Here is a 21,620-nt window from a genome sequence, read left to right on the forward strand (position 1 = left end):
CCCGCGCACAATCAGTATTGCCGGCTGGGTCGATTCTCGGCCAGGCCAGGCCACCGTACGGATCTGGCAAGGCCGCCGATCGCCGATTGGCCGTGCCCGTTCGACGCCGCCCCGCCTAGCGTCGACGGCATGGAGATCGAGCAGGCGCAGAAGCTGTGGCAGCCCGAGCCCGGCTGGTTGAACACCGCCTCCTACGGGTTACCGCCCGAGCCGGCGTGGACGGCATTACAGGAGGCCCTGGACGCGTGGCGGGTCGGCCGGACGTCGTGGGAGGGCTGGGGCGAGTCGGTGCACCGGTCCCGTACGGCCTTCGCCGACCTGATCGGGGTGCCGGCCGGTGACGTGGCGGTCGGTGCGGCCGTGTCGCAGATCCTCGCGCCGGTCGCTGCCGCCCTGCCGGCCGGTGCCACGGTGGTGGTCCCCGAGGTCGAGTTCACCTCGAATCTCTTCCCCTGGCTGGTGCAGGAGGAGCGTGGCGTCAAGGTCCGCACGGTGCCGCTGGAGTCGCTTGTCGACGCCATCGACGCCGACACCGATCTGGTCGCGTTCAGCCTGGTGCAGTCGGCCGACGGGGCGGTCGCGGCGTACGACGAGATCGTGGCCGCGGCCCGCGCGTACGACGCGTTGGTGGTGGTGGACGCGACCCAGGCGTGCGGCTGGCTGCCGTTCGACGGCAGCCGGGCCGACGTGGTGGCGGTGGGCGGTTACAAGTGGCTGATGAATCCGCGTGGGACCGCGTACGCCTATCTGGCCCCGGCGGTGCGCGAGCGGCTGCGCCCCGACGCCGCCGGCTGGTACGCGGGCCGCGACCCGCACGCCTCCTACTACGGCCCGCCGCTGCGGCTGGCCGACGACGCCCGCCGGTTCGACATCTCCCCGGCCTGGTTCAGCTGGGTCGGCGCCGCGCCTGCACTGGAGGTGGTCGCCGCGATCGGCGTGCCGGCGATCCAGGCGCACGATGTGGCGCTCGCCAACCGGTTCCTGGCCGGGCTGGGCCGGGCACCGGGGGAGAGCGCCATCGTCAGCGTGGACGTGCCCGACGCGCAACAGCGTCTCGCGGCGGCCGGCATCCGGGCGGCGGTGCGCGCCGGACGGGTCCGGGCCTCCTTCCACATCTACTCCACCGAGGCAGATGTGGACGCCGCGTTGTCGGCGTTGACCGGCTAGACCGCGACCTGGGTGAGGATCTTCTCGTCGTTCTGCGGCGCGACCGGTGTGGCGTCCACCTGCGGGGCGCCACGCCGGCCGGACCAGAGGACCCGGGCGGCGATGCTCGGCGCGAAGAGCCCCGGCGGCGGCGTCATCAGGTTGGCGACGCTCAGGAAACGCCGCCCGACGGCGGGGTGCCGAGCGGCGGCGACGTGCAGCCGCGCGACGTACCCGTTGAGGAACCGGGTACGACGGCTGCGCGGTCCGACGATCGTCGGGTGGCGCAGGTCGGCGCCGACGGCCATGTCCCAGGGCACGTCCACTACCTTCGCCGCTCCGGCGTAGAAGCGGCGGGGGAGTTCGCGCCGGCTCTGCCGCAGACAGTCGCGCAGCACCGTCGCCTCCACTGCGGCTACCGTCATGCCCTGCCCGTACGCCGGATTGAAGCTGCACATCGCGTCCGCGACCGCGATGAAGCCGTCGGGCAGACGGGTGAGGTGCTCGTAGCGGCGACGCACGCTGGTGGGCAGCCGCATCCGCTTCGGCGGCCCGAGCGGCTCTGCCCGGCTCAGCAGCGTGTGCAGCTCCGGGGCGGGCAGTCGCCCGGCGAAGGCGAGATACCCCTCGGGGTCGGTCGGCGGGGCCTGGTCCGCGCCGACGCCGAGCAGCGTTACCATCCACCGGTCGCCCTCGGCCGCGATGGCGACCCCGCCGCGTGGGGCGCCCGGCGACGGGCTGCTGATGAACGCGGTGAAGGTGGAGTCTCCCGGGGTGCGGCGGTAGTCGCGGGAGACGTAGACCGTCTGCGGGTCCACGTGGTCCTCGACGGGCTGCTCATAGCCGAGTTCGGCGAGCCAGGTGGGCCCCCGGTTGCCACGGCCGGTCGCGTCCACGACCAGATCCGCCGGGTGGTGCTCCTCGCCAGCGCCGCGCGGCAGGATTCGCGCGCCGGTGACCGTGTCGCCGTCCGCGAGCAACCCCAACGCCTCGCAGCGGTCCCGGATCTCCACAGTGGGCAGTGCGCGGACCCGGTTCCGGACGTACCCCTCCAGGGCGCGGCGGCTGACGCAGAGCCCTTCCAGGCCGGAGGCGACCCGGGGGATGCGGTGGCCGTCGTTGACCCACAGACAGTCGCGCTGAAGGTCGACGGCGACGGCCCCCTGGGTGGTCAGGTCGGCGGTGAGGCCGGGGAAGAGTTCCTCCAGAACCTGACGGCCCCGGGCAAGCAGGCCGTGTGAATGTACGCCCTGCGGCACACCCTTGCGGTCGGTGCTCTCAGTTGGCAGCTCGTCCCGGTCGAAGACGGTCACCTTCGCGTACGACTCGCTGAGGACCCGCGCGGCTAGCAGGCCGCCAATGCTGCCGCCGAGGACGATCGCTTGCCCGGTTTGATTGGTCGTGGACACCGCTGACTCCGTTTCATCAATGGGATGTCAACAGTGAGCGGCATGACCTCGCTATAGGTAAACAGAATTAACCGACGGCTAGCTGACAGCGCACGCCCGGCCAGTGGTTCCGACCATTCCGGAGTGGGTGGATGGTCGCAGAAACCCCTGTTCAGGGCGGGTCTTGTGATCGATTGGTGGGCTTGGTGACCGATGTCTCAGTCATTTACCAGTCAATTTCCGTCAGCCCTCGAATCGCCGAAAGGATGAGGTGTCCACCTAGCCGATCAGGTCAGGTGAATACCGCATCGATCAGGCCAGGTGGCCGCCGATCTTCGTGTAGCCGCGCAGCAGGTCCCGCGAGATGATCAGCCGCTGCATCTCGTCGGTGCCTTCGAAGATCCGGTAGAGCCGGACCTGCCGGTACCACCGTTCGATGGGCAACTCCCGGGTGTAGCCCATACCGCCGTGGATCTGCAGCACCCGGTCGACCACCCGGTTGACCATGCCGGCGCCGTAGAGCTTGCCCATCGACGAGGCGTGCCGAGGGTCCAGGCCCTGATCGACCGTCCACGCCGAGCGCAGCACCAGCCAGCGGGCCGCCTCCAGCTCCGTCTCCGAGTCGGCGATCATCCACTGGATGGCCTGGTTGGTGCCGATCTTCGTGCCGAAGGTCTCCCGCGTGTTGGCGTAGTCGATGGCCATCTGCAACACCCGCTCGGCGATGCCGATGGCGTGCGACGGGATGGTGTAGCGCCCCTTGCCGATCCACTCCATGCCGAGCGTGAAGCCCTGCCCGATCTCGCCGAGGATGTTGCGGTGCGGCACGCGTACGCCGTCGAAGATGAGCGACGCGGGCCCGCCCTCGCCCATCGTCTGGATGAACTCCGAGCGCCAGCCCATCGCCCGGTCCACCAGGAACGCGGTGGCCCCGCCGTTGCGGGCGCCCTTTTCCCGGTCGGTCACCGCGACCACGATGGCGAAGTCGGCGTCGTGACCGCCGGTGATGAAGGTCTTCTCGCCGTCGAGGATCCAGTCGTCGCCGTCGCGGCGGGCGGAGAGTCGGATGTTGGCCGCGTCCGAGCCGGCGCCCGGTTCGGTGATCGCGAAGCAGGAGCGTCGCTCGCCCTCGATGGTCGGGACGAGGAACTCCCGCTTCTGCTCCTCGGTGGCGTGGAACAGGATGTTGTCCGCCTCGCCGCCGAAGCGGAACGGCACGAACGTACGGCCCAACTCGGTCCAGATCAACGACTGGAGTACGGCTGGCAGGTTCATCCCGCCGTACTCTTCCGGAGTGGCCAGGCCCCAGAAACCGAACTTGCGCGCCTTGAGTTGCAGTTCGCGCACCTCGGAGTGGTCCAGGCCCGGCTTGTGCGCCCGTTCCCGGCGGAGCACCTCCGCTTCCAGGGGCATCACCTCGCGGGTCACGAACGCGCGCACGGTGTCGCGCACCGCCCGCTCCTCGTCGGTAAGCGAAAAGTCCACGGTGGTCCTCCTGGCGTCGGCGCTGCCGGTCCCGCTTAAACTAGCGGTGCAAGTTTTGTCCCGTCCAGACCCCAGGTCCCAGACCCGCGAGGAGCGCAGTGCCCCGACCCCGCCAGCCCCGGCTCACCCGGCAGCTGATCGTCGAGACAGCCACCGCGCTCATCGACGCCGAGGGGCTACCCGGCTTCTCCACCCGTCGGCTCGCTGCCGAGTTGGGCGTACGCGGGCCGTCGCTCTACAACCACTTCGCCACCAAGGACGAGATCCTCGACGCGGTCGCCGACACGGTCACCGGCGCCGTCGACACCAGTGGCTTCGCCAGCCGGGACTGGGCCGCCGCGCTGCGTGACTGGGCGTGGTCGTACCGGCGGGCGCTCACCGCGCACCCGAACATCGTGCCGTACCTCGCCCAGGGTCCAGGCCGTCGACCGGCCGCCCTCGCGATGGCCGACGCGGTCTACGGCGGCCTGGTCCGAGCTGGCTGGCCGCCCGCGCGGGCCACCCACATTGGCGCGGCGCTGCGCTACTTCGTGGCCGGGTCGGCGCTCGGCTCGTTCGCTCGCGGTTTCGTCGAGGACCCGGAGTTGTACGCCGCGCACTACCCGCACCTGCGCCAGGCGCACCGGCTCGCCGAGCATCAGCAGAGTGTGGACGAGGGCGCCTTCGCCCTCGGCCTGGACGCCCTGCTGCACGGCCTGGCCGCCGAGTACGCCCGCACCGTCGACACGGTGGAGTCCGTCCGGCCCAACGGGTAGCGTCCAAACTCCCAGCGCTAGTTTCATCGCCCGTCGCGATCCTGTCGCCACCGCCCATCCCGTCGCCATCGCCCGTCGCCCACCCCCGAAGGGACGCCATGGACCTCGCCGCCCCGCCGTCGCAGTTATCCGACTCCCTGCGCCTCCGGCGTCACCTGCACCTCGGCGGCGAGTGGACGCCTCCCGCCGACGCCGCTCTGACCGATGTGGAGAACCCGAGCACCGGGGAGCTGATCGGGCAGGTGCCGGCCGGCACCCCGGCCGACGTGGACCGCGCCGTGGCCGCCGCCCGTGCCGCGTTCCCCGGCTGGTCGGCCGCCTCCCCCGCGGAGCGCTCCGCTCACCTCGACCGGCTGCACACCGCGCTCGCCGCCCGCGCCGACGACCTCGCCCGCACCATCGCCGTCGAGCAGGGCTCACCGCTCAAGCTCGCCACCCGGGTGCAGGTCGGGCTCCCGTTGACCGTGCTGCGCGACCACGTCGCGCTCGCCGCCCGCGCACCGGCCGACGAGACGATCGGCAACTCCCTCGTCGTCCGCGAGCCGATCGGCGTGGTCGGCGCGATCACCCCGTGGAACTACCCACTGCACCAGGTGCTGGCGAAGCTGGCCCCCGCCCTGGCTGCCGGCTGCACGGTGGTGCTCAAGCCCAGCGAGCTGACCCCGTTGACCGCGTACCTGCTCTTCGACGCGGTCACCGAGGCTGGGCTGCCGCCGGGGGTGCTCAACCTGGTCCCCGGCACCGGGCCGGTGGTCGGCGAGGCCCTCGCCGGGCACCCCGACGTCGACCTGGTCTCGTTCACCGGCAGCACCGTCACCGGCGCGCGGATCATGCGGCTCGCCGCCGATCGGATCGCCCGGGTCGCGCTGGAGTTGGGCGGCAAGTCCGCCAACGTGATCCTCCCCGACGCCGACCTGGCCACCGCCGTCAAGGTGGGCGTCGGCAACGCGCTGCTCAACTCCGGTCAGACCTGCACGGCGTGGACCCGGATGCTGGTGCACCGCGACCGGTACGACGAAGCCCTCGACCTGGTCGCCGCGGCGGTGGCCGGCTATCGACTCGGCGACCCGTTCGACCCGGCCACCCGGCTCGGCCCGCTGGTCTCCGCCGCTCAGGCCGAGCGGGTGCGCGGCCACGTCGACCGGGCCCTCGCCGACGGCGCGCGGCTGGTCGCCGGTGGCCCGGACGCTCCGGTGCCGACCCGGGGGCACTTCGTCGCCCCGACCGTCTTCGCCGACGTGCACCCCGACAGCGCGCTCGCCCAGGAGGAGGTCTTCGGCCCGGTGCTCGCCGTCATCCCGTTCACCGACACCGACGAGGCGGTCGCCATCGCCAACAACTCGAAGTACGGGCTGGCCGGCGCGGTCTGGTCCGCCGACACCGACGCGGCGCTCGCGGTGGCCCGGCGGCTGCGCACCGGCGCGGTCGACATCAACGGTGCCCCGTTCAACCCGCTCGCCCCGTTCGGCGGCTACAAGCAGTCCGGCCTGGGCCGGGAGCTGGGCGTGCACGGGCTCGCCGAGTTCTGCGAGCTGAAGGCGATCCAGCGATGAGCTACCGGGAGCCGGCAGCCGCGTCGACGGACGGCATCGAGCCGGCGTCCGTGCCGGTAATTGTTCGCGCGCTCGTCGCGCGCTCCTCCGGTGCCGAGCTGCGGGTCGAGCAGGTACGCCTGCCCGCGCCCGGCCCCGGCGAGGTGCGGGTGAGGATCCGCGCCGCCGGTGTCTGCCACTCCGACCTGTCCATGGTCAACGGCACCCTCGCCGCGCGGTTCCCGCTGGTGCTCGGGCACGAGGCGACCGGGGTAGTGGCCGAGGTCGGGCCGGGCAGTCGGCTGGCGGTAGGCACGCCGGTGGTGCTCAACTGGGCGCCCGCCTGTCGGGCCTGCTGGTGGTGTCGGCACGACGAGCCGTGGCTCTGCGCCAACACCACGGCCCCGACCGTGCCACGCGGCGAGACCGAGGACGGGGTACCGCTGCACCTGACCCTCGGCCTCGGCGCGCTCGCCGAGGCGGTGGTGGTGCCCGAGAGCGCTGTCATCGCCATCCCCGCCGGGCTGCGGCCCGAGCAGGCCGCGCTGCTCGGCTGCGCGGTGCTCACCGGTGTCGGCGCGGTCGGCAACACCGCCCGGGTGGCCCCCGGTGAGTCGGTGGCGGTGATCGGCCTCGGTGGGGTCGGGCTCGCCGTGCTGAGCGCCGCCCGCCGGGCCGGGGCCACGACGATCCTCGCGGTCGACGTCGCCGAGGCCAAGCGCGACCTGGCGCTCGCCGCCGGGGCGACCGACTTCCTGCTCTCCGACGACCGGCTCTCCAAGGAGGTGCGGGCGCGCACCGAGAGTCGGGGCGTCGACCACGCCTTCGAGTGCGTCGGTCGGGCCGCCACCATCCGCGCCGCCTGGCGGCTCACCCGGCGCGGGGGAACGGTCACCGTGGTCGGCATGGGCGCGAAGGACGACATGGTGAGCCTCGGCGCGCTGGACATCTTCCACTCCGCCCGCACCCTGCGCTCCTCGGTGTACGGCTCGTCCGACCCCGACCGGGAGGTGCCGGTGCTGGCTGCCGAACTCGCCGCGGGTGCGCTGGATCTGGGCGTGCTGGTCAGCGGCACGATTCCGTTGGACGAGGCGCCCACGGCGTTCGACCGCCTGGCGCGGGGCGAGGGTGCCCGCTGGGTGGTCACCCTGGACTGACGCTCGTCACAGCCGACACTCGGCGTCGAGCTGCGATATCAACTCGGGGAGCGGCGGGCGTGGTTGGCCAGGTGCCCTGGGTCGACCCGGAAGGACCAACCCTGGGCACCCGGGCGACGAGAGCCGGGCGACTGGTCAGAAGGGCGGGGCGTCCTCGCCCATCAGCGCCAGCACGACGCCGCCCTTGCCGCTCTTGAGGCCCTGGACCACGACCTTGCCGGTGCTGCCGTCGGGCAGCTCCAGGGTGAAGGTCTTTCCGACCGCGTTCTTGGGGCCGTTGCCGGCGCTGTTGGCAGGTCGGAAGTCGCCTGCCCAGGGCGGAATTCCGCCCCTACGGGCCGGCTCGGCGAAGAGCGCGGCGGTGCCGGGGGTCCTGGTGCCGTCTGAGGAAAGGAGGACTGAGGCGCTGCGAAAGGTAGCCATATGCGCCAAGGCTAACCCGGACCATGCCGTTCGCGGCACCACAGCTGCCCGTAACGGCGATTCGGTCGACGTCTCGCCCCGGCCGTTGCGCCAGGAGGTATGCCTAGCAGTACTATGCATCGTACTTCTAGGTTTAGGGGCGGGAGGTTTTATGAAGGTCGCCAAGGACCTGGTCGCCGCCTCGGCGACACCGATGGTGCTCGGCATCCTGGCCGAGGGCGAGAGCTACGGCTACGCCATCCTCCGGCGGATCAACGAGCTGTCCGGGGGTGAGCTGGACTGGACCGAAGGGCTGCTGTACCCGTTGCTGCACCGGCTTGAGCGCCTCGGTCATCTGGAGTCGAGCTGGCAGGCGGTCGCCGGCGAGCGGAAGCGCAAGTACTACCGCATCACCGACCGGGGTCTGGCCGAGCTGGCCGAGCAGCGCCGGCAGTGGGACACCGTGGTGGGTGCGCTCAAGGAGATCTGGCACGACCGCGCGCCGCTGACGGTGCGCCCGTTGGAGGGCCTGGCATGACGGCGCACGAGGGGCCGCAGGAGTTGGAAGCGCAGTTTGAGCAGTGGCGCCAGTACGTGCTGCGCCGCCGGGAGCTGCAGGCGGTGGACGCCGACGAGCTGGAAGACCACCTTCGCGGCTCCGTCGACGAGCTCGTGGCCGCTGGCCTGAGCCCGGACGAGGCGTTTCTGGTCGCGGTGAAAAGGATGGGCAGCCTCGACGAACTCTCCCGGGAGTTCGCCCGGGAACACTCGGAACGGCTATGGAAGCAGTTGGTGCTGACCGGCGACTCCGGCAGCCCGGTCGGCGGCACGCGCTCGCGTCGGGACCTGTGGGTCATGCTCGGCTGTGCGGCGGGTGCGCTGGTGTCCGTCAAGGTGCCGGCGTTGTTCGGGCTGAGCTTCGCCGACGACGGCTCGTTCTACGCGCGGAACTTCACCCTGTTCGCGTTGCCCTGGCTGGCGGCGTTCCTGGCCTGGCGCCGGGGAGCCCGACGGTCGGTGATCGCGGCACTGGCGGTGTTCTTCGTAATCGGCGCGGTGGCGGCCAACGCCTACCCCCTGGCGGACGATTCGCAGTCCGTGGTCGTCACCAGCGTTCACCTTCCCATCGCCCTGTGGCTGGTGGTCGGTCTGGCCTATGTCGCCGACGACTGGCGCTCCTCCCGCCGACGCATGGACTTCATCCGGTTCACCGGTGAGTGGTTCATCTACCTGGTGCTGATGGCCCTCGGTGGCGGCGTGCTCTCCGCGTTCCTGTTCAACACCTTCGCGGCCATCGGAATCGTCCCGGAGGAGTTCGTCTCGCAGTGGCTTCTGCCCGGTGGCGCCGCAGCCGCGGTCGTCGTGGCCGGGTGGCTCGTCGAGGCCAAGCAGAGTGTCGTCGAGAACATCGCGCCGGTCCTCACCCGGCTGTTCACCCCGCTCTTCACGGCCGCCCTGCTCGCCTTCCTCGTCGCTGTCGTCTGGACCAGCCACGGCATCGACGTCGAGCGTGAGGCGCTGCTCCTCTTCGACCTCCTGCTGGTCGTGGTGCTGGGGCTGCTGCTCTACTCACTCTCGGCCCGCGATCCGCTGGCCCCGCCCGGCCCGTTCGACAAACTTCAACTCGCGCTCGTGGTCAGTGCGTTGGCCATCGACGTGCTGGTGTTGGTAGAGATCACCGGGCGCATCACCGATGACTACGGCAGTACGCCCAACCGGGCTGCCGCGCTCGGCGAGAACGTGATCCTCCTGGTCAACCTCGCGTGGTCGGCGTGGCTGCTGCTGTCCTTCATCCGTCGGCGCACGCCGTTCGGGACACTCGTTCGGTGGCAGACCGGCTACCTGCCGGTCTACGCAGCGTGGGCCTGGATCGTGGTCCTCGTGTTTCCGCCGCTGTTCAGCTTCGCCTAGCCCGAGATCAACGCAACGCGCGAGCCGGCCCACCTGTAGCGGGGTGGGCCGGCTGCGGGTCACTTGCCGGTGACGATGCCCGGGTTGATGCAGAGCCCCGGGTTCGCGCCGTTCTTCTCCGCGATCTCCAGGCAGCGGGTCACCTTGTCGACCTTCGCGTTGGTCTCGGTGATCTGCTTGGAGATCTCCGCGTTCTTGCGGTCCTGCTCCAGGTTGCGGGTCTGTGCCAGCTTGTCCTGGAACGCCTTGATGTTGCCCTCGGTCTTGTCGTCGTGGTTCACCCGGGTGATGGTCACCGAGAGGATGTCCACGTCGGTGGCGAGCCGGGTCTCCGCGCTGGTCTTGATGTTCGCGGCGAACGGCTTCAGGTCGACGTTGAGGTCGCCGGTCTGGGCGTCGATCTTCTCCAGCGGGTTGTACGCCGCGAAGGCGTCGTTGACCGCGCTGTCGAGCTGCACACCCACCCGCTGCCCCCGGAAGCTGTCGAAGTCGCCCTTGTAGTCCATGAACTGCTTCGGTGCGTTCTCCGGCTTGACCTGCCACTCGACGAGCACCTCGACGCAGGCGTCGGCGAGGGTGCCGGTGCGTACGCGGACGCAGTTGTCGCCGCCGATGTGGTCGTACTTCTGCCGGCCCGCGTCCCACTCGCCGACCTTCTGCCAGGGCGCCACCCACTTCAGGCCCGAGCCGGTCACCTCGCCGGTGGGCTTGCCGAAGCTGGTGACGATGCCGACCGAGCGGATGGGCACCGAGTGGGCGCTGGAGGCGACACCCACCACCAGGGTGAGGGCGAGGAAGGCGAGCGCCGCGAGGGCGGCGATCCGCTTCGGCGACCGTGCGGGGGCGACGAGAGCGACGACAGCGCTGACCGCCAGGGCGACGGCGAAGACGATCGCCATGGTGAAACCGACGGGCATGGGGTGGGAACCTTCCGCTGAACTGTGTGGATCATCAACCTAGGGGGCTCGGTCAAGTTGGCGGCGCGGGGGAGTGGCGTTCGTGCACGTCAACCGCAGGCCGAATATGGAGTCCATCGACATGGCTCGACTCCGTCGGCTCGCCGTAGGTTTCGTCCACGCGACGGCCCTGTGACCGCGGTCACCGAATCGACCGTCGCTGCGGCGTGCGGAGGATGAGGCGATGGCCGGGCAAGCGCTCCTGTCGGCCCGTGGGCTGACCCGGGACTTCCGGGGTTTCCGGGCGGTCGACGACGTCGACCTCGACGTGGCGTCGGACAGTGTGCACGCGCTTGTCGGCCCGAACGGCGCGGGCAAGACCACCCTGTTCAACCTGCTCACCGGTTTCCTGCGACCGAGCGGCGGCCGGATCGAGCTGGCCGGGCGGGACGTCACCGGGCTGCCCCCGGAGCAGGTGGCCCGCCTCGGCGTGGCCCGCTCGTTCCAGATCACCAGCCTCTTTCCGCAGCTGTCCGCCCGTGAGCACGTCGCGCTTGCGTTGCAGTCGCCCAGCGGGCTGGGCTGGCGGTTCTGGCGTTCGGCGAAGTTGATGAGCCGCTACACCGAGCGGGCCGACGAGCTGTTGGCCATGGTGGGGCTGGCCGAGCTGGCGCAGGTGCCGTCCGAGTCGCTGGCGTACGGCCGTAAACGGGCTCTGGAGCTGGCCATCGCTCTGGCGCTCGATCCGAAGGTGCTGTTGCTCGACGAGCCGACCGCGGGCATGGGCCTGGAGGACGTCGATCGCACCGTCGAGCTGATCGGCCGGGTCCGCCAGGGCCGGACCGTGGTGATGGTCGAACACAACATGAGCGTGGTCGGCCGACTCGCCGACACAGTGACCGTGCTCCAGGCCGGCAAGGTCCTCGTCGAGGGCCCGTACGAGCAGGTTCGCGCCGACGAGCGTGTGATCACCGCCTACCTGGGAGCCGCTGATGCTGCGCATTGAGAACCTGTCCGCCTCCTACGGCGAGGCGCAGGTGCTGCGCGACGTCAGCCTCCAGGTCTCCGCCGGCGAGGTGGTCACCCTGGTCGGCCGCAACGGCGCCGGCAAGTCCACCCTGCTGCGCTGCGTGATGGGGCTGCACCCCGGCCAGCGCGGCACGGTGGAGCTGGACGGGCGGGACATCACCCGGCTGCCGGCGCACAAGCGGGCCCGCCTCGGGTTGGGCTGGGTGCCCGACGACCGGGGCAGCTACGCCACGTTGACCGTCACCGAGAACCTCACGCTGCCACCCACCGTCGGCCCCGACCCGTGGTCGCTGGAACGGGTGTACGCGGCGTTCCCGGCCCTGCACACCCGGCGGGACTCGGCGGCCACCATGCTCTCCGGCGGCGAGCAGCAGATGCTCGCGCTGGCCCGGGTGCTGCGGATGGGCGCCCGGCTGCTGCTCTGCGACGAGCCCACCGAAGGGCTGTCGCCACTGCTGGTGCAGCAGGTCGGCGACCTGCTGCGCGAGGCCAAACGGCACGGGGTGACCGTGCTGTTGGTCGAACAGAACCTGCACTTCGCCACAGGTGTCGCCGACCGGCACTACCTGCTCGCCGAGGGACGTGTCGCCGAGGCGATGGACAACTCCGAGGTGCGCTCGCGCGAGCGCGAACTGCTCGCGTACCTCGGGATCTGAATCTTCTCAACGACGACCCGCGCGACGACGCACGGGATGGATGGAGTGGGCATGCGCAGGACGATGGGTGTGGCCGCGGCGTCGGCCGTGGTGGTGCTGGTCGCCGGGTGCGGTGGCGGTGGCCCGCAGTCGAGTGGCGACCAGAAGCTGACCGGCGGCAAGGTCGTGCTGGGCGTGCTCAACGACCAGTCCGGGGCGTACTCGGAGTTGTCCGGGAAGAACTCGGTGGCGGCGGTGGAGATGGCCATCGCCGACTTCACCGCGAAGTACGGCGACAAGGCGGTGACCAGGGACATCACCGTGGAGACCGCCGACCACCAGAACAAGCCGGACGTGGCCAACTCCAAGGCCCAGGAGATGTACGACCGCAAGGGCGTCGACCTGATCCTGGACGTGCCCACCTCGTCGGCCGCGCTGAAGGTCGCCGACGTGGCGAAGGAGAAGAAGAAGCTCTACTTCAACATCGGCGCGGCGACCACCGACCTGACCGGCAAGAGCTGCAACAAATACACCTTCCACTACGCGTACGACACGTACATGCTGGCCAACGGCACCGGGAAGACCACCACCGAGCAGATCGGCAAGAACTGGTACATCCTCTACCCGAACTACGCCTTCGGTCAGGACATGGAGAAGAGCTTCTCCACCGCGATCACGGCGGCCGGCGGGGCGGTCGTCGGCAAGGACGGGGCGCCGTTCCCGAACACCAGCGGTGACTTCTCCACCTTCCTGCTCAAGGCACCGAACCTGAACCCGAAGCCGGACGTGCTGGGCACCATGCAGGCCGGCGCGGAGCTGGTCAACGTGGTGAAGCAGTACAACGAGTTCAAGCTGCGGGACAAGGGCGTCGGCCTCGCGGTGGGGCTGATGTTCCTCACCGACATCCACTCGCTCACCCCGGCAGCGCTGGCCGGCACCACGTACACCGACGCCTGGTACTGGAACTTCGACGCGAAGAACCGGGAGTTCGCCGACCGTTTCCAAGGGAAGGCGGGCACCAGGCCGACGTTCGCGCACGCGGCCAACTACTCGGCGGCATTGCAGTACCTGGAGGCGGTGCAGGCCGCCGGCACCGACGACGCGGACGCCGTGGTCAAGGGCCTGGAGGGCAAGACGGTCGAGGACGTCTTCCTGCGCAACGGGAAGATCCGCGCCGAGGACCACCGGGTGGTGCACGACGCGTACCTGGCCCAGGTGAAGCCGCAGTCCGAGGTCACCGAGCCGTGGGACTACGTGAAGGTGCTCAAGACGATCCCCGCCGCGGAGGCGTTCCGCGCGCCCTCGGCGGACTGCAAACTATGAGCGGATTCGCGCAGAACACGTTCAACGGGTTGGTGAGCGGGGCGTTCTACGCCCTGCTCGCCCTCGGGCTCGCGGTCATCTTCGGCATGCTGCGGGTGGTCAATTTCGCCCACGGCGCGTTCTACATGCTCGGCGCGTTCGGGGCGTACGTGCTGCTCACCGAGGCGGGCGTGCCGTTCTGGGCAGCCCTGGTGATCATGCCGGTGGGGTTGGGTCTGCTCGGCATGGCGCTGGAACGCGCGGTGATCCACCGGCTGACCACACTGGACCCGCTCTACAACTTCCTGCTCACCTTCGGGCTGACGCTGATCCTCCAGGACCTGGTGAAGCTGCGCTACGGCGTGCAGTCCAGCCCGTACGAGACGCCGTCGCTGTTGAGCGGGTCGGTCGACTTCGGGCTCTTCGACTTCCCGACGTACCGGGTCTTCATCCTCGGCTTCACGGTGCTGCTCTGCGTCGCGGTGTGGTGGGTGCTGACCCGGACCCGGATCGGCATGGTGGTCCGGGCGTCCACCGAGCGGCCGGACCTGACCCGCGCGTTCGGCATCGACGTCGGGCGGTGGGTGACTCCGGTCTTCGGCTTCGGCATCGGGCTGGCCGGCCTCGCCGGTGTGTTGGCCGCGCCGATGCGGGCGGTCAACCCGCTGATGGGCGCCGACCTGATCATCGTGGTGTTCGCCGTGGTGGTGATCGGCGGGCTGGGCTCGATCTTCGGCTCGGTTGCCGCCGGCTTCGGCATCGGGCTGGTGCAGGCGTGGGGCGAGGCGTACCTGTCCAACTTCCCGCTCGTCTCGCAGACCATCGTCTTCGTGGTGATGGCCGGCGTGCTGCTCTGGCGCCCGGCCGGCCTGTTCGGTCGTGAGGAGGCCCCCGCATGACGAACACCGTGCACACTCCTACCGACGCGTCCCGCTCGACACCGCCGTCCGGACTGATCGCCGTGGCGCGGGCCCCCGGCTGGGTGCGGTACGCGCTGCTCGCCGTCGGTCTGGCCGTCGCGGCGTGGCTGCCCAACGGCCTCTACCCGGCGGTCGCGGTGGACATCCTCTGCTGGGCGCTGTTCGCCGTGGCGGTGGACCTGCTGCTCGGCTTCACCGGGCTGATGTCCTTCGGGCACGCCGCGTTCTGGGGCACGTCGGCGTACGTCACCGGGTTGGTGGCCATCCACGCCGGCCTGCCGTTCCCCCTCGCGGTGCTGGCCGGGGCCCTGGCCGCGGCGGTGCTGGCCGTGCCGATCGGCTACCTGGCGGTCAAGCGGACCGGCATCTACTTCGCCATGGTGACCCTGGCCTTCGCGCAGCTGGTCTACTACGTCGCCAACGAGTGGCGCTCGGTGACCCAGGGCGAGAACGGCCTGCAGGGGGTGCCCCGCGACCTGTTCGGCGTCGACCTCACCGACGACTACTTCTTCTACTACGCGATCCTGCCGATCGTGCTGCTCGGGCTCGCCGCCGCCTGGCGGATCGTGCACTCACCGTTCGGTCGGGTGCTGGTCGGCATCCGGGACAACCCGGCCCGAGCGCGGGCGCTGGGCTACCCGGTGCACCGCTACAAACTCACCGCGTTCGTGCTCTCCGGGTTCATCGCCGGCCTTGGCGGCGGGTTGTTCGCGGTCGGCCACCGCTTCGTCTCGCTGGACGTGCTGCACTGGACCACCTCCGGCAAGGCGGTCATCGTGGTGGTGCTCGGCGGGATCGGCACCCTCTGGGGTGGGGTGCTCGGCGCGGCCCTCGTGGTCCGGTTGGAGGACTTGTTGTCGTTCTCCGGGTTCGAGGCGATCGGCCTGGTGACCGGCGGCATCTTCGTCCTCGTCGTGGTGCTGTTCCGGCGCGGCATCTGGGGCAGCGTCGCCGCGCTGGCCCACCGGCTGGCGACCCGCCGCCGCTGAATCCCGCGACGGCGCATCCGCGACGCGCCCTTCGAGCGAACCCCGGGTAGAGAACGTCTACCCGGGGGTACGTCTGGTGCTGACCGATCCGATGCCGGCGGAGGCCGTGGAGATCGCGCACAAGCAGGTGTCGCTGGCGGCTGAGGACCTGGACGCCAACGGCGTCGCCTCGTCGCTGTTGGCGGTGGCCGAGGCGTGGGGCGTGCCGGCGCTCTGGGAGCAGGTCTGCCGTCCGCTGCTGGCCCGGCTGTCGGGGCGTACCGCCGCCGAGGTCGTCATCGAGCACGCCCTCTTCGAGGGTGTCCGGGTCGGGTTGGACGCGTACCGCCGGGAGCCGGGCCGGTCACTGCCCACCGGCGGGGTGCTGCTGGCCGGGGCCGAGCAGGAGGCGCACAGCCTGGGCCTGCTCGCGCTCGCCGCCGCGTTGCGCGAGCAGGGCCGTGGCGCTCTGAATCTCGGCCCCGCGCTGCCCTGGCCCGCGCTGACCAGCGCGGTGCGCCGGGCCCGCCCGCACACCGTCGTGCTCTGGTCGCAGACGCCGCTCACCGGCCGCGCGTACCGCCTGGTGCGCTTCGCCCGGGACTTCCCGCTCCTGCGGGTGTACGGCGCCGGGCCGGGCTGGATCGAGCCGCTCGGCGATCCGGCGATCCGTCTCGGCACGCTGTCGGACGCCGTGGCCGCCTGCCGGACCGTCCCGGCCGGGCGTGACGCCCACCACATACGATACGGATCGGTACCGTATCGTTAATGCGCGTCGTAGGCTGACTCGCGTTACGAGTCTGACCCGTATCGTATTGCGTCGCGGGTGACAAGCGTGGGGGGAATAGCCAGGCATGGAGCTGCACAACAACACCGGACACCCGAGGCGGTGGGCGATCCTGGGGGTGCTGGTGATCAGCCTCCTCGTGGTCGTCCTCGACAACACGATCCTCAACGTCGCCCTGCGTACGCTGGCCGACCCGGTGCACGGCCTCGGCGCCAGCCAGGGCGAGCTGGAGTGGTCCATCAACTCCTACACGCTCGTCTTCGCCGGGCTGCTGTTCACCTTCGGGGTGCTCGGCGACCGCGCCGGCCGCAAGCGCTTCCTGATGATCGGTCTGGCGCTGTTCGGTCTGGCGTCGTTGCTCTCCGCGTACGCGCAGAGCCCCGGCCAGCTCATCGCGGCCCGCGCCCTGATGGGGGTCGGCGGCGCGGCCATCATGCCGGTGACGCTGTCGATCATCTCCAACGTCTTCGACCCGCGCGAGCGTGGTCGGGCCATCGGTGTCTGGGCCGGCGCGGTCGGTCTCGCCGTGGCGATCGGCCCGATCCTCGGCGGCGCGCTGCTGGAGCACTTCTGGTGGGGCTCGGTCTTCCTGATCAACGTGCCGGTGGTAGTCGCCGGCGTGGTCCTGGTCGCGCTGCTGGTCCCCGAGTCGCGTGACCCCCGGCCTGGTCGCGTCGACGTGCTCGGTGTCCTGCTCTCCGTGGTCGGCCTGGTCGCCCTCTCGTACGGCATCATCGACGGCGGCGAGCACGGCTTCGACCGCCCGCTGGCCTGGGGCTCGATCCTGGTCGGGCTCGCGGTGCTGGCCTGGTTCGTGCAGCACGAGCGGAGCAGCGACCACCCGTCGCTGGACGTCCGACTGTTCAAGGTGCCCCGGTTCGCCGCGCCGGTCGCCATCGTCGGCCTGGTGTTCTTCGCCGCGATGGGCTCGATGTTCTTCGGCTCGTTCTATCTGCAACTCGTGCGCGACTACAGCCCGTTGCAGACCGGCCTGCTCTTCCTGCCCTTCGCCGGCGCTCAGCTGATCTTCGCGCCGCGCAGCGCCGCGATGGTCCGCCGCTACGGCGGTAAGGCCGTCGCCACCGTCGGGTTGGCGCTGACCGTGGTGTCACTCGGTGCCTTCGTCTTCATCGGCGCGTCCACCCCGATCTGGATCGTGCTGCTCGTCTTCCTGATCCAGGGCGCCGGGATGGCCAACATCATGCCGCCGGCCACCGAGTCGATCATGTCGGCGCTGCCCCGGGAGAAGGCCGGTGTCGGCTCCGCGGTCAGCAACACCATCCGGCAGGTGGCCGGCGCGCTCGGCGTGGCCGTCCTCGGCTCGGTGCTCTCCGCCGTCTACCGCAGCGACATCGGTGACGCGCTGACCGGTCTGCCCACGCAGGCCCACGACGCGGCCAACGAGTCGATCTCCGGGGCGTACGCGGTGGCGGGCCAGCTCGGCCCGGCGGCGCCGGCGCTGATCTCGGCGGCCAACGACGCCTTCGTCACCGCCATGCACTGGGCGGCTGGGCTCTCCGCGGTGATCGCCGCGCTCGGGATCATCGTGGTGCTGCGCTGGATGCCGGGCAAGGAGGACACCAGCGTCGCCCCGGCGGCGCCGGTCGCCGAGCCCGAACTCGCCGGCACGGCATAGGTTCGGCGAGAATGGCGGACATGACGTCCACTGCCGATGCTCCGCGGTCGCCCGGGCGACCGCGGAGCATCCGCGCCGACGAGGCGATCATCGAGGCCACCCTCGACCTGCTCGCCGAGGGCAGCACCATCGAGGCGCTGTCGATCGAGGCGATCGCCGCCCGCGCCGGGGTCGGCAAGGCCACCATCTACCGCCGCTGGGCCGGCAAGGACGCGTTGCTGCTGGACGCGTTGCGGCGACTCAAAGGCGTCATGGCGCAGCCGGCGGGCCACTCCGTCCGCGACGACCTGGTGCTGCTGGTCGGCGCGATCGGCAAGAACGTCGACCCACGGGCAGCCAAGATCATGCCCTGCCTGGCCCCCGCTGTGAACCGCAGCGCGGACCAGTTCCAGCTCTACCAGAACATCATCTCGCCCCGGCGTCAGCTGATGCGCGAGGTGCTGCGACGCGGCATCGACGAGGGGGTGCTCCGCGCCGACATCGACGTCGAGGTGACGATGGCGCTGCTCACCGGGCCGATGCTGATCCAGCGGGTGCTGCAGTGGAATCCGGACCTGGACGAGCAGTCCCTGCCCGAGCGGGTGGTCGACGCCGTGCTGGTGGGCATCCAGGCCCGCTGACGCCGCACGCCCGGCCAGCGGCTCGCTGGGCCCGCAGGCGGGCGTCGGTCAGCGGGCCGGTGCGCGCAGCCGGTGCAGACGCAGCGCGAGCTGCACCTCCAGCGCCCGCTCGGGTCGCTGCCAGTCGACGCCGAGCAGCTGCCCGACCCGCTCCAACCGCTGGGTCACCGTGTTGACGTGCACGTGCAGCTGCTCGGCGGCCCGGGCCAGGCTGCCACCCACCCCGAAGTACGCCTCCAGGGTCTTTACCAGCGCCGTGCCGCGCCGGGCGTCGTAGTCGAGCACCGGCCCGACGGTGGCGGTGAGGAACTCGGTCACGTCCTTCTCACCCCGGTCGCCGACCGTGCCCAGCAACAGCCCGACGAAGCCCAGCTCCATCGTGCTCGCGCCCTGCCCCGCCCGGCCCAGCGCGCCCAGCGCCGTCAGGCACCGGTCCGCCTCCTGGAACGTCCCGGCCAGCGCCGACGGCGTGTTCGACGGGCCACTCGCCCCGGCGGTCACCGGTCGCCCGGTCACCCGGGACAGGTCCCGGGCCACCGCGCGGGCACTGCCGCCCGCGTCCAGCCCCGGCAGCATGAGCACCACCCGGCCATCGCGCGCCGCGGCCAACCCGCCGCGCGCCGAGGCGTACGTGGTGGCCCAGGAGAGCACCCGCTGCCGGGCCGAGCCGGTCGAGGCGATCGCGTCGTCGCCCACCGCCACCAGCACGTGCGGCGCGTCCAGATCCACGCCGAGCCGGCGGGCCCGGCTGCGCAGCGCGTCGGTGTCGCGCAGCGGGCGGGCGATCAGGTCGTCCAGCAACTCGCCACGGACCCGCCCCTCCGCCTCCGCGACCGTTCGGCGGAACAGCAGCAGCAGCGCGGTCACCAACGCGGCTCGTTCCAGGATCCGCTGATCGGCGTCGACCAACTCGTCGTCTGGGCGCAGCACCAGCGCGCCCAGGTTCTCCGTGCCTGCCACCACGGCCGCGTACCAGAGTGGACCTCGGCGTACGCTGCGCCCCTCGGTCCGCGACGCGGCCACCGCCTCGACGATGTCCGCCCGGTCCGGTTCCTCGATCTCACCCACCCGAGCCAGCAGCCGGCCCTCGGCGTCCAACGCCAACAGCGCGCCGCCCAGCACCTCGGTCACCGCCGCCGCCACGTCCTCCACACCGCCACCGCGCAGCACCAGGGCGGTCATCCGGTCGTGGGCCGCCGCGGCCCGCTCCACCGAGCTGCTGTGCGCCCGGATGGTGGTGTTCGCCGCCGACAGCTCGGCCAACGCCGAACGGGTCTCGGTCAGCAGCCGGGCGGTGTCGATCGCCACCGCGGCGTGCGCGGCCAGCGACACCAGCAACGCCACCTCCTCCCGGAGGAACGGCCGGGCCGAACGGTTGGCCGAGTAGAGCACCCCGATCGAGGTGGAACCGAGCCGCAGCGGGACCCCGAGGATCGCCACCAGCCCCTCCTCCCCGACCCCGGCGTCGATCTCACCGGTGTGATGGAAGCGCGCGTCCTCGCCATAGTTGGCGGTGACGTACGGGGCGCCGGACTGCGCCACCAGGCCACCGAGACCGGCGCCCATCGGCAGGCGCAGCCGCTGGAAACGAGCCGAGACCGAGCCGTCGGTCACTCGCATGTAGGTGTCGCCACGCTCGTCGTCGTTGAGCGTCATGTAGGCCACGTCCGCGCCGAGCAGGTGGCGGGCCCGGTGCACGATCGCCCGCAACACGTCGTCCAGGTCGCGCAGCCCGGCCAGGTCGCTGACCGTGTCGTACAGGCCGGACAGCTCGCTCTCGCGGCGACGCCGACGCTCCAGCAGTGCGCGGACCCGCAACGCCACCGACCTGGCCTGCTCCAGCTCGGCCAGCCGGTCCGGCGGCAGCCCGGCAGCCCGCGCGGCCACCAGCGGTCCCTCGAACTCGACCGCCGCGGCCTCACGGGCGAGCAGCTCCAGGAACTCCACCGGCGATGACATGGTCGACATTGTGCTCAGCCCCACTAGTTGGCCGTCCAGCCCCCGTCGAGGGCGATCGAGGCGCCGGTGATGAACGCCGCCGGCGGCGAGCAGAGGTACGCGAGCAACTCGGCGACCTCCTCCGGCTCGATCAGCCGCTTGATCGCGGCCCGGGCCAGCATGATCTTCTCGATCACCTCGGCCTCGTCGATCCCGTGGCTCGCCGCCTGGTCGGCGATCTGGCTCTCCACCAGGGTGGTGCGCACGTACGCCGGGTTGATGCAGTTGGCGGTCACCCCGTGCGCGGCGCCCTCCAGCGCGACCACCTTCGACAGCCCTTCCAGAGCGTGCTTGGCCGAGACGTAGGCCGCCTTGTACGGCGAGGCGCGCAACCCGTGCACCGAGGAGATGTTGATGATCCGCCCCCAGCCCCGGGCGTACATCTGCGGCAACGCCCGGCGGATCAGCAGGAACGGCGCCTCCACCATCACCCGCTGGATGTACTCGAAGCGCTCCACGGGGAAGTCCTGCAATGGCGCGACGTGCTGGAGCCCCGCGTTGTTCACCACGATGTCCACGTCCAGGTCGAGCGAGTCCACCGCCGCGGCGTCGGACAGGTCGACGCCCTCGGCCCGACCGCCGACCTCGGCGGCCACCGCCTTGGCCGCCTCCAGGTTGCGGTCCACCACAAGCACCTTGGCGCCGGCCGCGCCAAGCCGCAGGGCGCACGCCCGCCCGATGCCGCTGCCGCCACCACTGACCAGGGCGGTCCGACCGGAGAGGTCGACCTGTACGACGTGGGGGACCACCACGGGTTCTGCCGTCATGGCGCAAGAAGTTACGAGCTGTGTGCTCCCCGGCACATGGGTCAGCGACACATACTCCGTACCCAAGCTGTGTGGCCCCACCCGCCAAGATCGCGCTACATCCAGGATGTAGTGGTATCGGTGCGTCGGTAAGGCCACTAGAACCTGGATCGAGCACGATCTTGGCCCGGGCTGGCCTCCCGCGCGGGGCGGCGCGGCCTTGCGCGGGGGCGGCGCGGGCGCGGGCGGGCGTGTCCCGTGGGGCTGGTGGGAAGGGCGCCGGTTAGGGTGTCGAACACACGTACTG

Annotated in this window: 20 protein-coding genes; 14 read left to right on the forward strand and 6 right to left on the reverse strand. The window is 71.1% G+C overall.

Annotation, left to right across the window (positions count from 1 at the left end; all coding sequences use genetic code 11):
• Nucleotides 1-129 precede the first annotated feature (129 nt).
• A complete protein-coding gene (locus IF46_RS0111675) occupies nt 130-1,167 on the forward strand; it encodes an aminotransferase class V-fold PLP-dependent enzyme (protein WP_030488331.1) in 1,038 nt (345 codons plus the stop codon).
• On the opposite strand, the gene IF46_RS0111680 is transcribed toward IF46_RS0111675, so the two are convergent.
• Nucleotides 1,164-2,555: a hypothetical protein gene (locus IF46_RS0111680; RefSeq protein WP_157562929.1), complete on the reverse strand. Its 1,392-nt coding sequence runs from the start codon at nt 2,553-2,555 to the stop codon at nt 1,164-1,166. The genes IF46_RS0111675 and IF46_RS0111680 overlap by 4 nt on opposite strands.
• Nucleotides 2,556-2,846: 291 nt before the next feature.
• The gene (locus IF46_RS0111685; RefSeq protein ID WP_030488333.1) at nt 2,847-4,019 is read right to left on the reverse strand and encodes an acyl-CoA dehydrogenase family protein; all 1,173 of its coding nucleotides are present in this window, start codon (nt 4,017-4,019) and stop codon (nt 2,847-2,849) included.
• A 98-nt stretch (nt 4,020-4,117) separates the two neighbouring features.
• Between IF46_RS0111685 and IF46_RS0111690 the strand changes: the two genes are divergently transcribed.
• The 3 genes from IF46_RS0111690 to IF46_RS0111700 all read left to right on the forward strand — a co-directional run bounded on the left by IF46_RS0111690 (nt 4,118) and on the right by IF46_RS0111700 (nt 7,463).
• On the forward strand, nt 4,118-4,774 hold the full coding sequence (locus tag IF46_RS0111690) for a TetR/AcrR family transcriptional regulator C-terminal domain-containing protein (RefSeq protein WP_030488334.1): 657 nt from the start codon (nt 4,118-4,120) through the stop codon (nt 4,772-4,774).
• A gap of 98 nt (nt 4,775-4,872) precedes the next feature.
• On the forward strand, nt 4,873-6,327 hold the full coding sequence (locus IF46_RS0111695; RefSeq protein WP_030488335.1) for an aldehyde dehydrogenase family protein: 1,455 nt from the start codon (nt 4,873-4,875) through the stop codon (nt 6,325-6,327).
• Nucleotides 6,324-7,463, forward strand: a complete 1,140-nt coding sequence (locus tag IF46_RS0111700; RefSeq protein ID WP_232234010.1) for an alcohol dehydrogenase catalytic domain-containing protein — start codon at nt 6,324-6,326, stop codon at nt 7,461-7,463. The genes IF46_RS0111695 and IF46_RS0111700 overlap by 4 nt, the downstream gene beginning before the upstream one ends.
• 135 nt (nt 7,464-7,598) lie before the next feature.
• Here the strand turns inward: IF46_RS0111700 and IF46_RS0111705 are convergent, their stop codons facing one another.
• Complete coding sequence (locus IF46_RS0111705) at nt 7,599-7,886, reverse strand: hypothetical protein (protein ID WP_030488337.1); 288 nt, start codon at nt 7,884-7,886, stop codon at nt 7,599-7,601.
• A gap of 151 nt (nt 7,887-8,037) precedes the next feature.
• On the opposite strand from IF46_RS0111705, the gene IF46_RS0111710 reads away from it, so the two are divergent.
• Both IF46_RS0111710 and IF46_RS0111715 read left to right on the forward strand, forming a co-directional pair.
• A complete protein-coding gene (locus IF46_RS0111710; RefSeq protein ID WP_030488338.1) occupies nt 8,038-8,403 on the forward strand; it encodes a PadR family transcriptional regulator in 366 nt (121 codons plus the stop codon).
• Nucleotides 8,400-9,776, forward strand: coding sequence for a permease prefix domain 1-containing protein (locus IF46_RS0111715; RefSeq protein ID WP_030488339.1), 1,377 nt, complete (start codon nt 8,400-8,402; stop codon nt 9,774-9,776). The genes IF46_RS0111710 and IF46_RS0111715 overlap by 4 nt, the downstream gene beginning before the upstream one ends.
• 59 nt (nt 9,777-9,835) lie before the next feature.
• Here the strand turns inward: IF46_RS0111715 and IF46_RS0111720 are convergent, their stop codons facing one another.
• A complete protein-coding gene (locus tag IF46_RS0111720; RefSeq protein WP_030488340.1) occupies nt 9,836-10,693 on the reverse strand; it encodes an SPFH domain-containing protein in 858 nt (285 codons plus the stop codon).
• A gap of 223 nt (nt 10,694-10,916) precedes the next feature.
• Here IF46_RS0111720 and IF46_RS0111725 point away from each other — a divergent pair, with 223 nt between their 5' ends.
• The 8 genes from IF46_RS0111725 (at nt 10,917) to IF46_RS0111760 (ending at nt 18,569) form a co-directional block, all read left to right on the forward strand.
• Nucleotides 10,917-11,678: an ABC transporter ATP-binding protein gene (locus tag IF46_RS0111725; protein ID WP_030488341.1), complete on the forward strand. Its 762-nt coding sequence runs from the start codon at nt 10,917-10,919 to the stop codon at nt 11,676-11,678.
• Nucleotides 11,665-12,357: an ABC transporter ATP-binding protein gene (locus IF46_RS0111730; RefSeq protein WP_030488342.1), complete on the forward strand. Its 693-nt coding sequence runs from the start codon at nt 11,665-11,667 to the stop codon at nt 12,355-12,357. Before IF46_RS0111725 ends, IF46_RS0111730 begins: the two co-directional genes overlap by 14 nt.
• 51 nt (nt 12,358-12,408) lie before the next feature.
• A complete protein-coding gene (locus IF46_RS0111735; RefSeq protein ID WP_030488343.1) occupies nt 12,409-13,659 on the forward strand; it encodes an ABC transporter substrate-binding protein in 1,251 nt (416 codons plus the stop codon).
• On the forward strand, nt 13,656-14,537 hold the full coding sequence (locus IF46_RS0111740; protein ID WP_030488344.1) for a branched-chain amino acid ABC transporter permease: 882 nt from the start codon (nt 13,656-13,658) through the stop codon (nt 14,535-14,537). The genes IF46_RS0111735 and IF46_RS0111740 overlap by 4 nt, the downstream gene beginning before the upstream one ends.
• A complete protein-coding gene (locus IF46_RS0111745; protein ID WP_030488345.1) occupies nt 14,534-15,547 on the forward strand; it encodes a branched-chain amino acid ABC transporter permease in 1,014 nt (337 codons plus the stop codon). The genes IF46_RS0111740 and IF46_RS0111745 overlap by 4 nt, the downstream gene beginning before the upstream one ends.
• A gap of 76 nt (nt 15,548-15,623) precedes the next feature.
• Nucleotides 15,624-16,295 (forward strand): transcriptional regulator, encoded by a 672-nt coding sequence (locus IF46_RS0111750; protein ID WP_232234011.1) that lies wholly within the window; start codon nt 15,624-15,626, stop codon nt 16,293-16,295.
• A gap of 85 nt (nt 16,296-16,380) precedes the next feature.
• A complete protein-coding gene (locus IF46_RS0111755) occupies nt 16,381-17,949 on the forward strand; it encodes an MFS transporter (protein WP_030488347.1) in 1,569 nt (522 codons plus the stop codon).
• Between the two features lie 11 nt (nt 17,950-17,960).
• Nucleotides 17,961-18,569 carry a TetR/AcrR family transcriptional regulator gene (locus tag IF46_RS0111760; RefSeq protein WP_030488348.1) on the forward strand — a complete coding sequence of 203 codons (609 nt, stop codon included), beginning with the start codon at nt 17,961-17,963 and terminating at the stop codon, nt 18,567-18,569.
• 48 nt (nt 18,570-18,617) lie between these two features.
• Here IF46_RS0111760 and IF46_RS0111765 read toward each other — a convergent pair whose 3' ends face one another.
• On the reverse strand, nt 18,618-20,537 hold the full coding sequence (locus tag IF46_RS0111765) for a helix-turn-helix domain-containing protein (RefSeq protein WP_030488349.1): 1,920 nt from the start codon (nt 20,535-20,537) through the stop codon (nt 18,618-18,620).
• A gap of 14 nt (nt 20,538-20,551) precedes the next feature.
• The gene (locus IF46_RS0111770) at nt 20,552-21,334 is read right to left on the reverse strand and encodes a 3-hydroxybutyrate dehydrogenase (RefSeq protein WP_030488350.1); all 783 of its coding nucleotides are present in this window, start codon (nt 21,332-21,334) and stop codon (nt 20,552-20,554) included.
• Nucleotides 21,335-21,620 lie beyond the last annotated feature (286 nt).

This window comes from Micromonospora chokoriensis (assembly GCF_000718555.1).
Lineage (GTDB): Bacteria > Actinomycetota > Actinomycetes > Mycobacteriales > Micromonosporaceae > Micromonospora > Micromonospora chokoriensis_B.

What these genes read in the sequence shown, in the direction of transcription:
- IF46_RS0111675 (WP_030488331.1), top strand. Translation starts at nt 130, where the DNA reads ATGGAGATCGAGCAGGCGCAGAAGCTGTGGCAGCCCGAGCCCGGCTGG.
- IF46_RS0111695 (WP_030488335.1), top strand. Translation starts at nt 4,873, where the DNA reads ATGGACCTCGCCGCCCCGCCGTCGCAGTTATCCGACTCCCTGCGCCTC.
- IF46_RS0111700 (WP_232234010.1), top strand. Translation starts at nt 6,324, where the DNA reads ATGAGCTACCGGGAGCCGGCAGCCGCGTCGACGGACGGCATCGAGCCG.
- IF46_RS0111705 (WP_030488337.1), bottom strand. Translation starts at nt 7,886, where the DNA reads ATGGCTACCTTTCGCAGCGCCTCAGTCCTCCTTTCCTCAGACGGCACC.
- IF46_RS0111710 (WP_030488338.1), top strand. Translation starts at nt 8,038, where the DNA reads ATGAAGGTCGCCAAGGACCTGGTCGCCGCCTCGGCGACACCGATGGTG.
- IF46_RS0111715 (WP_030488339.1), top strand. Translation starts at nt 8,400, where the DNA reads ATGACGGCGCACGAGGGGCCGCAGGAGTTGGAAGCGCAGTTTGAGCAG.
- IF46_RS0111720 (WP_030488340.1), bottom strand. Translation starts at nt 10,693, where the DNA reads ATGCCCGTCGGTTTCACCATGGCGATCGTCTTCGCCGTCGCCCTGGCG.
- IF46_RS0111725 (WP_030488341.1), top strand. Translation starts at nt 10,917, where the DNA reads ATGGCCGGGCAAGCGCTCCTGTCGGCCCGTGGGCTGACCCGGGACTTC.
- IF46_RS0111730 (WP_030488342.1), top strand. Translation starts at nt 11,665, where the DNA reads ATGCTGCGCATTGAGAACCTGTCCGCCTCCTACGGCGAGGCGCAGGTG.
- IF46_RS0111735 (WP_030488343.1), top strand. Translation starts at nt 12,409, where the DNA reads ATGCGCAGGACGATGGGTGTGGCCGCGGCGTCGGCCGTGGTGGTGCTG.
- IF46_RS0111740 (WP_030488344.1), top strand. Translation starts at nt 13,656, where the DNA reads ATGAGCGGATTCGCGCAGAACACGTTCAACGGGTTGGTGAGCGGGGCG.
- IF46_RS0111745 (WP_030488345.1), top strand. Translation starts at nt 14,534, where the DNA reads ATGACGAACACCGTGCACACTCCTACCGACGCGTCCCGCTCGACACCG.
- IF46_RS0111755 (WP_030488347.1), top strand. Translation starts at nt 16,381, where the DNA reads ATGGAGCTGCACAACAACACCGGACACCCGAGGCGGTGGGCGATCCTG.
- IF46_RS0111760 (WP_030488348.1), top strand. Translation starts at nt 17,961, where the DNA reads ATGGCGGACATGACGTCCACTGCCGATGCTCCGCGGTCGCCCGGGCGA.
- IF46_RS0111765 (WP_030488349.1), bottom strand. Translation starts at nt 20,537, where the DNA reads ATGTCGACCATGTCATCGCCGGTGGAGTTCCTGGAGCTGCTCGCCCGT.
- IF46_RS0111770 (WP_030488350.1), bottom strand. Translation starts at nt 21,334, where the DNA reads ATGACGGCAGAACCCGTGGTGGTCCCCCACGTCGTACAGGTCGACCTC.